The 9,438-nt window shown below is 76.0% G+C and carries 7 protein-coding genes and 1 riboswitch; of the genes, 6 read left to right on the top strand and 1 reads right to left on the bottom strand.

Features of this window, described 5'->3' with window-relative positions:
• Positions 1-209 precede the first annotated feature (209 nt).
• Positions 210-293, top strand: a riboswitch (cobalamin riboswitch).
• A gap of 54 nt (positions 294-347) precedes the next feature.
• The 5 genes from ACFW1I_RS35895 (at position 348) to ACFW1I_RS35875 (ending at position 7,032) form a co-directional block, all read left to right on the top strand.
• Complete coding sequence (locus tag ACFW1I_RS35895; protein ID WP_384677889.1) at positions 348-1,337, top strand: cobalamin biosynthesis protein; 990 nt, start codon at positions 348-350, stop codon at positions 1,335-1,337.
• Positions 1,334-2,842, top strand: a complete 1,509-nt coding sequence (locus ACFW1I_RS35890) for a cobyric acid synthase (RefSeq protein ID WP_384677887.1) — start codon at positions 1,334-1,336, stop codon at positions 2,840-2,842. Before ACFW1I_RS35895 ends, ACFW1I_RS35890 begins: the two co-directional genes overlap by 4 nt.
• A 211-nt stretch (positions 2,843-3,053) precedes the next feature.
• Positions 3,054-5,090, top strand: coding sequence for a putative cobaltochelatase (locus tag ACFW1I_RS35885; RefSeq protein ID WP_384677885.1), 2,037 nt, complete (start codon positions 3,054-3,056; stop codon positions 5,088-5,090).
• Positions 5,090-5,698 carry a cob(I)yrinic acid a,c-diamide adenosyltransferase gene (gene cobO / locus ACFW1I_RS35880; RefSeq protein WP_169086012.1) on the top strand — a complete coding sequence of 203 codons (609 nt, stop codon included), beginning with the start codon at positions 5,090-5,092 and terminating at the stop codon, positions 5,696-5,698. Before ACFW1I_RS35885 ends, cobO begins: the two co-directional genes overlap by 1 nt.
• On the top strand, positions 5,692-7,032 hold the full coding sequence (locus tag ACFW1I_RS35875) for a cobyrinate a,c-diamide synthase (protein ID WP_384677880.1): 1,341 nt from the start codon (positions 5,692-5,694) through the stop codon (positions 7,030-7,032). Before cobO ends, ACFW1I_RS35875 begins: the two co-directional genes overlap by 7 nt.
• Positions 7,033-7,034: 2 nt before the next feature.
• On the opposite strand, the gene ACFW1I_RS35870 is transcribed toward ACFW1I_RS35875, so the two are convergent.
• Positions 7,035-7,796, bottom strand: coding sequence for a ZIP family metal transporter (locus tag ACFW1I_RS35870; protein WP_384677878.1), 762 nt, complete (start codon positions 7,794-7,796; stop codon positions 7,035-7,037).
• Between the two features lie 21 nt (positions 7,797-7,817).
• Between ACFW1I_RS35870 and cobC the strand changes: the two genes are divergently transcribed.
• Positions 7,818-9,383: an Rv2231c family pyridoxal phosphate-dependent protein CobC gene (cobC, locus tag ACFW1I_RS35865; RefSeq protein ID WP_384677876.1), complete on the top strand. Its 1,566-nt coding sequence runs from the start codon at positions 7,818-7,820 to the stop codon at positions 9,381-9,383.
• Positions 9,384-9,438: the final 55 nt, after the last annotated feature.

The following is a 9,438-nucleotide window of genomic DNA, read 5'->3' as shown; positions in this document are numbered from 1 at the left end:
CGCGGGGGGGGGCTGTCTCTGGTCTGCGGATATCCACTTGCGGTGTCAGCCCCCCACCCCGGGGCGCGCGCGCCCCCCCACGCCCGGCGGGCCCGCCCCCGGCCCTCGTGTCTGTGGCGCTCCGCACAGTGACCCGTCGCAGGTCAAGGGTGAGTTGACGGCCCTTCGCGGGGCGTGGTGGACTGCCGGGGCCAATACGGCGGCAATGGAGAGGAAGCCCGGTGCGATTCCGGCGCGGTCCCGCCACTGTGACCGGGCCCGGCGAACAGCCGGGGACCGGGAGTCAGGAACTCTCGCCGCCGGTCACGTCGACCCAGGGCGCGGACCCTGAGTGAGGACACGCCGCCATGCCCGGCCGCACCCCCGTGGCTTCCCGAGCCACCGCAGTCTTCGCGTACGGAGCGGCCGCCGGCCTCGCCGTCGACCTGGTCCTCGGCGATCCCCGCCGCGGCCACCCCGTCGCCGCCTTCGGCCGGGCCGCCGCCGCCGTCGAGCGGCGCCTGTACCGCGACCACCGCGGCCGGGGCGCCCTGCACACCGCCGTCTGCGCCGGTGGCGCCGCCGCCGCCGGGGCGCTGGCCGCCCGTACGGCCCGTGGCAGCCGGGCCGCCTCCGCCGCGCTGACCGCCGCCGCCGTGTGGGCCGTCGTCGGCGGTACGACCCTGGGCCGGGAGGCCCGGGCCATCGGCGGGGCGCTCGCCGCCGGCGACCTGGAGGTCGCCCGGGAGCGGATGCCGCACCTGGTCGGGCGCGACCCGCAGTCCCTGGACGGTCCCGCGATGGCCCGCGCGGTCGTCGAGTCCGTCGCCGAGAACACCTCCGACGCCGTCGTCGGCGCCCTCGTCTGGGGCGCGGTCGCGGGCGTGCCCGGGCTGCTCGGCTTCCGGGCCGTCAACACGCTGGACGCCATGGTGGGCCACAGGTCACCCCGGTACCGCCGCTACGGCTGGGCCTCGGCCCGCCTCGACGACCTGGCCGGCTGGCCCGGTGCCCGGCTCACCGCCGCGCTCGCGGTCCTCGCGGGCGGCGACCGGCGCGGAGCCGTACGGGCCTGGCGGGCGGACGCCGGTAAGCACCCGAGCCCCAACGCCGGACCGGTCGAGGCGGCGTTCGCGGGCGCCCTCGGGGTACGGCTCGGGGGAACGCTCTCGTACGGCGGGCGGGTCGAGCACCGGCCCGTCCTCAACGGCGGGGGGCGGCCCGTCGAGGTCGCCGACATCGACCGGGCCGTCCGGCTCTCCCGCCGGGTGACCTGGCTGACCCTGGCCGCCTGTGTGGGCGGCCGGATCCTGACCGACACGGCATTCGAGGCCACGGCGAAGCGGAGGACGAAGTGAGGGGTGGGGGGCTGCTCGTCGCCGGGACGACCTCCGACGCGGGCAAGAGCGTCGTCACGGCGGGCATCTGCCGCTGGCTGGTCCGGCAGGGCGTCAAGGTCGCGCCGTTCAAGGGACAGAACATGTCCCTCAACTCCTTCGTGACGCGGGAGGGCGCCGAGATCGGCCGCGCCCAGGCCATGCAGGCGCAGGCCGCCCGCGTCGAGCCGACCGCGCTGATGAACCCGGTGCTGCTCAAGCCGGGCGGCGACCGGTCCAGCCAGGTCGTGCTCATGGGCAAGCCGGTCGGCGAGATGAGCGCCCGCGGCTACCACGGGGGCCGCCAGCAGACGCTCTTCGAGCCGGTGCTCGCCTGCCTGGAGGAGCTGCGGGCCACCCACGACGCGGTGATCTGCGAGGGGGCCGGCAGCCCGGCCGAGATCAATCTGCGCCGCACCGACATCGTCAACATGGGCATCGCGCGGGCCGCGCGGCTGCCCGTGGTCGTGGTCGGCGACATCGACCGGGGCGGGGTCTTCGCCCAGTTCTTCGGCACCACGGCGCTGCTCGCGCCCGAGGACCAGGAGCTGATCGCCGGATACCTGGTGAACAAGTTCCGCGGTGACGTGACGCTCCTGGAGCCCGGCCTGGACATGCTGCACGGGCTGACCGGTCGCCGGACCTACGGCGTCCTGCCGTACGCGCACGGCCTCGGCATCGACGAGGAGGACGGCCTGCGGGTCTCGCTGCGCGGCACCGTCCGCGAGTCCGTCGTCGCGCCGCCGGTCGGCGCGGACGTGCTGCGGGTCGCGGTCTGCGCCGTCCCGCTGATGTCGAACTTCACCGACGTGGACGCGCTGGCCGCCGAGCCGGGCGTGATCGTGCGGTTCGTCGACCGGCCGGAGGAGCTGGCCGACGCGGACCTGGTGGTCGTGCCGGGCACACGCGGCACGGTCAAGGCACTGGCGTGGCTGCGCGAGCGCGGCCTCGCGGAGGCACTGGTCCGGCGGGCCGCCGAGGGCCGTCCGGTGCTGGGGATCTGCGGCGGCTTCCAGGCGCTGGGCGAGCACATCGAGGACGAGGTCGAGTCGAGGGCGGGCGCCGTCGAGGGGCTCGGGCTGCTGCCCGTACGGGTCCGGTTCGCGCGCGAGAAGACCCTCGCGCGGCCGGTCGGCGAGGCGCTCGGGGAGCGGGTCGAGGGGTACGAGATCCACCACGGCGTCGCGGACGTGCGCGGCGGGGAGCCGTTCCTCGACGGGTGCCGGGTCGGCGCCGTGTGGGGCACCCACTGGCACGGCTCCCTGGAGAGCGACGGCTTCCGGCGGGCCTTCCTGCGGGAGGTCGCGGCGGCGGCCGGACGGGCCTTCGTCCCGGCCCCCGACACGTCGTTCGGCGCCCTGCGCGAGGAGCAGCTGGACCGCCTCGGCGACCTGGTCGAGGAGCACGCCGACACGGACGCGCTGCTGCGGCTCATCGAGGACGGGGCCCCGAAGGGGCTGCCGTTCGTGCCGCCGGGTGCGCCGTGATCGGGGTGCGGGGCGGGCGCTCGGCGCGGGCTCGCCGCGCGGGGGCTGCGCCCGGCCTCCGGCCGGGCTGTGGTTCCCACCCGCACCACCCGTGCGGCTCGGAACGTCACCTGCGGGTAGCCCCTGTGGGCGGTTGCGCGCCGTCGGCGGCCGGCGGGCCGGTGGCGGGAACGGCGGCGGTTGACAGTCATCTTCTGGAGAGGAACATGCGATGAGCACCCGGTTTCCGTTCACCGCCGTCGTCGGGATGGACGATCTGCGGCTCGCGCTGCTGCTGAACGCGGTCTCGCCGGCCGTGGGGGGTGTGCTCGTGCGCGGCGAGAAGGGGACGGCCAAGTCGACCGCCGTGCGGGCACTCGCCGAACTGCTGCCCGAGGTGGCCGTCGTCGCCGGGTGCCGGTTCAGTTGCGATCCGGGCTCGCCCGATCCCGGGTGCCCGGACGGGCCGCACGGGGACGGCGGGGCCGAGGCGCGGGCCGCCCGGATGGTGGAGCTGCCCGTCGGGGCCTCCGAGGACCGGCTCGTCGGGGCGCTCGACATCGAGCGGGCGCTCGCCGAGGGGGTGAAGGCGTTCGAGCCGGGGCTGCTCGCCGCCGCCCACCGGGGGATCCTGTACGTCGACGAGGTCAATCTGCTGTCCGACCATCTGATCGACCACCTCCTCGACGCCGCCGCCATGGGCGCCTCGCACGTCGAGCGCGAGGGCGTCTCCGTGCGGCACGCGGCGCGGTTCCTGCTCGTCGGGACGATGAACCCCGAGGAGGGCGAGCTGCGGCCGCAGCTGCTCGACCGGTTCGGGCTGACCGTGGAGGTCGCCGCCTCGCGGGTGCCCGAGGAGCGGGTCGAAGTGGTGCGGCGCAGGCTCGCGTTCGAGGACGACCCCGCCGGGTTCGCCGCCCGCTGGGCCGGCGAGGAGGCCGCGCTGCGCGAACGGATCGTCGCCGCACGGGAGTTGCTGCCCCGGGTGGTGCTCGGGGACGCCGTGCTGCTCCAGATCGCCGCCACCTGCGCCGCGTTCGAGGTCGACGGCATGCGCGCCGACATCGTGATGGCCCGGACCGCGACCGCGCTCGCCGCCTGGGCGGGGCGGGAGGAGGTCACGAGCGAGGACGTGCGGCAGGCCGCGCTGCTCGCGCTCCCCCACCGGCGGCGGCGCAATCCCTTCGACGCGCCGGGGATCGACCAGGACAAGCTCGACGAGACCCTGGAGCAGTTCAAGGGCGAGGAGCCGGACGACGATCCGGACCCGGGTCCCGACGGGCCGGGGGACGGCGGGCCCGGTGGCGGCGGGGTGCCGCCGCAGGGCGGTGAGGGACCCGCGCCCGAGTCGGACGGCGTGCCGGAACAGGGCCCCGCCCAGGCTCCCGAGCACGCGCCCGCGCCCCGGGGCGCGGCCGGTGAGCGGGCCGCCGTGAAGGCCGGCGAGCCGTTCCGTACGAAGATGCTCAGCGTGCCCGGGCTCGGCGAGGGCGCGGCCGGGCGGCGTTCCCGGGCCCGGACCCAGAACGGCCGGACCACCGGGGCGACCCGCCCCGAGGGCGCGCTGACCAAGCTGCACCTGTCGGCGACCGTCCGGGCCGCCGCCCCGCACCAGAAGGCGCGCGGGCGGTCCGGGGCGGGGCTCGTGGTGCGCCGGGACGATCTGCGGCAGGCGGTGCGGGAGGGGCGCGAGGGGAACCTGGTGCTGTTCGTCGTGGACGCCTCCGGGTCGATGGCCGCGCGGAAGCGGATGGGCGCCGTGAAGGGCGCCGTGCTGTCGCTGCTGCTCGACGCGTACCAGCGGCGCGACAAGGTCGGCCTGGTGACCTTCCGGGGGCGCGGCGCCGAGCTGGCGCTGCCGCCGACGTCCTCCGTGGACGCGGCCGCCGCCCGTCTGGAGGAGCTGCCGACCGGTGGCCGTACGCCGCTCTCCGCCGGGCTGCTGAAGGCCCACGACGTGCTGCGGGTGGAGCGGCTGCGGGACCCCTCGCGCCGGCCGCTGCTCGTGGTCGTGACCGACGGGCGGGCGACCGGCGGCGGGCCGGACCCGGTGGGTCTGGCCGCGCGGGCCGCGCGGCTGCACGCCGCCGACGGCACCGCGAGCGTCGTCGTGGACTGCGAGGCGGGCCCGGTGCGGCTCGGTCTCGCCGGGAGCCTCGCCCGCGATCTGGGCGGCACAGCCGTCACCCTGGACGAACTGCGCGCCGACGCGATCGCCGGGCTGGTACGAGAAGCACAAGTCAACCGCTCTGTCAGGAGGGCCGCTTAATGCCGCAGGGACAGCCGACCGTCGTGCCCGACGACGGTCTCACGACCCGTCAGCGCCGCAACCGGGCGCTGGTAATGGTGCACACCGGCGTCGGCAAGGGGAAGTCGACGGCCGCCTTCGGGATGGCGCTGCGCGCCTGGAACCAGGGCTGGCCGATCGGGGTGTTCCAGTTCGTGAAGTCCGCCAAGTGGAAGGTCGGCGAGGAGAACGCCCTCAAGGCGCTCGGCGAGACCGGCAAGGGCGGGACGGTCACCTGGAACAAGATGGGCGAGGGCTGGTCCTGGATCCAGCGCGAGGTCGCCGAGGGCGAGCAGTCGCACGAGGACAAGGCCCGCGAGGGCTGGGAGCAGGTCAAGCGGGACCTGGCCGAGGAGAAGTACAAGTTCTACGTCCTCGACGAGTTCGCGTACCTGCTCCACTGGGGCTGGATCGACGTGAAGGAGGTCGTCGAGGTGCTGCGGGACCGTCCGGGGCAGCAGCACGTCGTCATCACCGGGCGCAACGCGCCGCAGGAGCTGGTCGACTTCGCCGACCTGGTCACCGACATGTCCAAGGTGAAGCACCCGATGGACGCCGGTCAGAAGGGCCAGCGGGGCATCGAGTGGTAGCACGTCTCGTCATCGCGGCCCCCTCGTCGGGCGCGGGCAAGACCACGGTGGCGACCGGCCTGATGGCCGCGTTCGCCGGCCGTGGTCTGGCCGTCTCCCCGCACAAGGTGGGGCCCGACTACATCGACCCGGGCTACCACGCGCTCGCCACCGGCCGCCCGGGCCGCAACCTCGACGCGTTCATGTGCGGGACGGGGCTGGTCGCGCCGCTCTTCGCGCACGGGTCGCGGGGCTGCGACCTGGCCGTGGTCGAGGGGGTCATGGGCCTGTACGACGGGGCCGCCGACCAGGGCGAGCTGGCGTCCACGGCGCAGGTGGCGAAGCTGCTGAAGGCGCCGGTGGTGCTGGTCGTGGACGCGTCCTCGCAGTCGCGGTCGGTGGCGGCGCTGGTGCACGGCTTCGCGTCCTGGGACCCGGAGGTGCGGATCGGCGGGGTGATCCTGAACAAGGTCGCGACCGACCGGCACGAGCACCTGCTGCGGGAGGCGCTCGGGGAGTCGGGGGTGCCCGTGCTCGGTGTGCTGCGGCGGGCGCCCGCCGTGGCGACGCCGTCGCGGCACCTCGGGCTGATCCCGGTCGCCGAGCGGCAGGCCCAGGCCGTGGAGGCGGTGGCCGCGCAGGCGGAGCAGGTGCGGGCCGGGTGCGACCTGGAGGCGCTGCTGGCGCTGGCGCGGTCGGCGCCGGAGCTGCCCGCCGAGGCGTGGGCGCCGCCGGTCGTGGCGCCCCGGGCGGGGCGCCGGCCGGTGGTCGCCGTGGCCGGCGGGGCCGCGTTCACGTTCTCGTACGCCGAGCACGCGGAGCTGCTGACGGCCGCCGGCGCGGAGGTGGTGACCTTCGACCCGCTGCGGGACGAGAGCCTTCCGGAGGGGACGGGCGGGCTCGTCGTCGGCGGCGGGTTCCCGGAGATGTACGCGGCCGAGCTGGCCGCCAACGAGCCGCTGCGGAAGGCCGTGGCCGCCTTCGCCGCCACCGGGGCGCCGGTCGCCGCCGAGTGCGCCGGGCTGCTGTATCTGGCGCGGTCGCTGGACGGCACGCCGATGTGCGGGGTGCTCGACGCGGACGCGCGGATGTCGACGCGGCTGACGCTGGGCTACCGGGACGCGGTGGCCGTGAGCGACAGCGTCCTCGCGCCGGCCGGGGCGCGGCTGCGCGGGCACGAGTTCCACCGGACGGTGATCGAGCCGGGCGCGGGCGCGCTCGCGGCCTGGGGGCTGCGGCAGCCGGAGACCCGGGTGGAGGGCTTCGTGCAGGGCGGGGTGCACGCGAGCTACGTGCACACGCACTGGGCGGGGTCCCCCGAGGTCGCCGCGCGGTTCGTGGGGCGCTGCGGGTGAGTTCAGCCGCCGGAGAGGCCCACCACGAGCCAGATGAAGCCGACGCCCGCGACCGTGCAGAGCAGGGTGGTGCGGGCGGGGTGGGTGTGGTGGGCCTCGGGCAGGATCTCGGCGGCGGCGAGGTAGAGCAGGGCGCCGCCGAAGAAGCCGAGATAGCTACCGAGCAGTTCCTCCGGAAGAGTGAGCAGCGTGGCGAGGCCGGCGCCGGCGATCGGGGCGATCGCGTCGGCGAGGAGCATGGCGAGGGCCTTGCGGCGCTCGTTCCCGTAGACGCGGGTGAGCGTGTACGTGTTGAAGCCGTCGGCGAAGTCGTGGGTGACGACGGCGAGGGCGACGGTGGCGCCCATGCCTCCGCCGACCTGGAAGGCGGCGCCGAGGGCGATGCCGTCCATGAGGCTGTGCAGCACCATGGCGGCGGCGGCCACGAGTCCGACCTGCGGGGTCCGTTCCGCGGCCGCCTTGCCGCCGGCCCGCTCCCCCGCCCCGGTCTCGGCGCCGTGGGCGGCGCGGCGGGTGGCGAGGAGGCGTTCCACGACGTGGGCGAAGAGGAAGCCGCCGACGAACAGCAGCAGGGCCTGGGGGACGCCGAAGACCTCCTCGCCGGCGGCCTCCAGGGCCTCGGGCAGCAGGTCGAGTCCGACGACGCCGAGCATGAGGCCGCCGGCGAGGCCGAGGACGAGGTGCCGGCGGTCGGTGACGCGCTGCGCGACCCAGCCGCCGAAGAGCGTCATGAGGAACGCGCCGAGCGCGACGAGCACAGCCATGGCCCCTTGGTAGCGGATGGGGTGCCCGGTGTGCACATCGGCGTGGGGGCCCGCTCGGGGGCGACGGAGGCCGAGGTCCTGACGCTGGTGCGGGCCGCGCTGGCGGAGCTGGGCGGGCCGGGGCACGCGCGCGTGGTGGGGTTCGCGACGCTGGACGCGCGCGTGGCGGAGCCGGGGATCGTGGCGGCGGCCGGGCGGTTCGGGGTGCCGGTGGCGGGGTTCCCGGCCGGGGAGCTGGCCGGGGTGGCCGTACCGCATCCGTCGGAGGTGCCGCTGGCGGCGACGGGGACGGCGTCGGTGGCGGAGGCGGCGGCGCTGCGGGCGGCGGGGCCGGGGGCGGTGCTGCTGGTGCCGAAGCGGAAGTCGCGGCGCGTGACGTGTGCGATCGCCGGATTCGCACCGTTTCGTCCGGACGAAGTGACGTCCGTCGCACGGTTGTTGCCCTTGACGTGCGGGTACATCGCTGGCGAGCCTGGCACACCCCACATCCCCACCCCCCACACGACGGCGGACATGGACACCCACACGGACAGCCCCCACGCGGGGAGCCACATCCACGACCTGCGTCATCACGGTGACGCCGAGGTCCGGGACGAGAAACTCATCGACCTCGCGGTCAACGTCCGCACGGCGACCCCGCCGGACTGGCTGCGGGAGCGGATCGCCCATTCGCTGGTCGACCTGGCCGCCTATCCGGACGGGCGCTCGGCACGCGCGGCGGTGGCCGAGCGGCACGACCTGCCCACCGGGCGGGTGCTGCTGACCTCGGGCGCGGCCGAGGCGTTCGTGCTGCTCGCGCGGGCGCTGCCGGTGCGCCGGCCGGTGGTGGTGCATCCGCAGTTCACCGAGCCGGAGGCGGCGCTGCGGGACGCCGGGCACGAGGTGGGCCGGGTGCTGCTGCGCGAGGAGGACGGCTTCCGGCTGGATCCGGCGGCGGTGCCGGAGGACGCGGACCTGGTGGTGATCGGCAATCCCACCAACCCGACGTCGGTGCTGCATCCGGCGGAGACGATCGCGGCGCTGGCGCGGCCGGGGCGGTACCTGGTCGTGGACGAGGCGTTCATGGACGCGGTGCCGGGCGAGCGGGAGGCGCTGGCCGGGCGGACGGACGTGCCGGGTCTGGTGGTGCTGCGGAGCCTGACCAAGACCTGGGGCCTCGCGGGGCTGCGGATCGGTTACGTGCTCGCGGAGCCGGACACGATCGGGCTCCTGGAGCGGGCGCAGCCGCTGTGGCCGGTGTCGACGCCGGCGCTGGTGGCGGCGGAGGCGTGCATGTCGCGGGCGGCGCTGGCAGAGGCGGAGCACGCGGCGCACCGGATCGGGACGGAGCGGGCGCATCTGCTGGCGGGGCTCGCGGAGTTCGACGAGGTGCGGACGGTGGCGGCGGCGGAGGGGCCGTTCGTGCTGATCCGGATCGAGGGCGCGGACGCGATCCGGGAGCGGCTGCGGCTGCTGGGGTTCGCGGCCCGGCGCGGGGACACCTTCCCGGGTCTGGACCGGCACTGGCTGCGGCTCGCGGTCCGGGACCGGGCGACGACGAATCGTTTCCTCCAGGCGCTGGACCAGGCGCTGCTGCTGGGCGGCTGAGCCGTCGGCGCCCCCGCGGAGAGCGGGCGGCCCGGGGCGGGCGGTGCCGTCGCAC

The organism is Streptomyces sp. NPDC058955, from assembly GCF_042741435.1.
GTDB lineage: Bacteria > Actinomycetota > Actinomycetes > Streptomycetales > Streptomycetaceae > Streptomyces.
Note: the sequence above shows the minus strand (reverse complement) of the source record. Positions and strands in the feature narration are given on the sequence as shown.

What these genes read in the sequence shown, in the direction of transcription:
- ACFW1I_RS35895 (WP_384677889.1), top strand. Translation starts at nt 348, where the DNA reads ATGCCCGGCCGCACCCCCGTGGCTTCCCGAGCCACCGCAGTCTTCGCG.
- ACFW1I_RS35885 (WP_384677885.1), top strand. Translation starts at nt 3,054, where the DNA reads ATGAGCACCCGGTTTCCGTTCACCGCCGTCGTCGGGATGGACGATCTG.
- cobO (WP_169086012.1), top strand. Translation starts at nt 5,090, where the DNA reads ATGCCGCAGGGACAGCCGACCGTCGTGCCCGACGACGGTCTCACGACC.
- ACFW1I_RS35870 (WP_384677878.1), bottom strand. Translation starts at nt 7,796, where the DNA reads ATGGCTGTGCTCGTCGCGCTCGGCGCGTTCCTCATGACGCTCTTCGGC.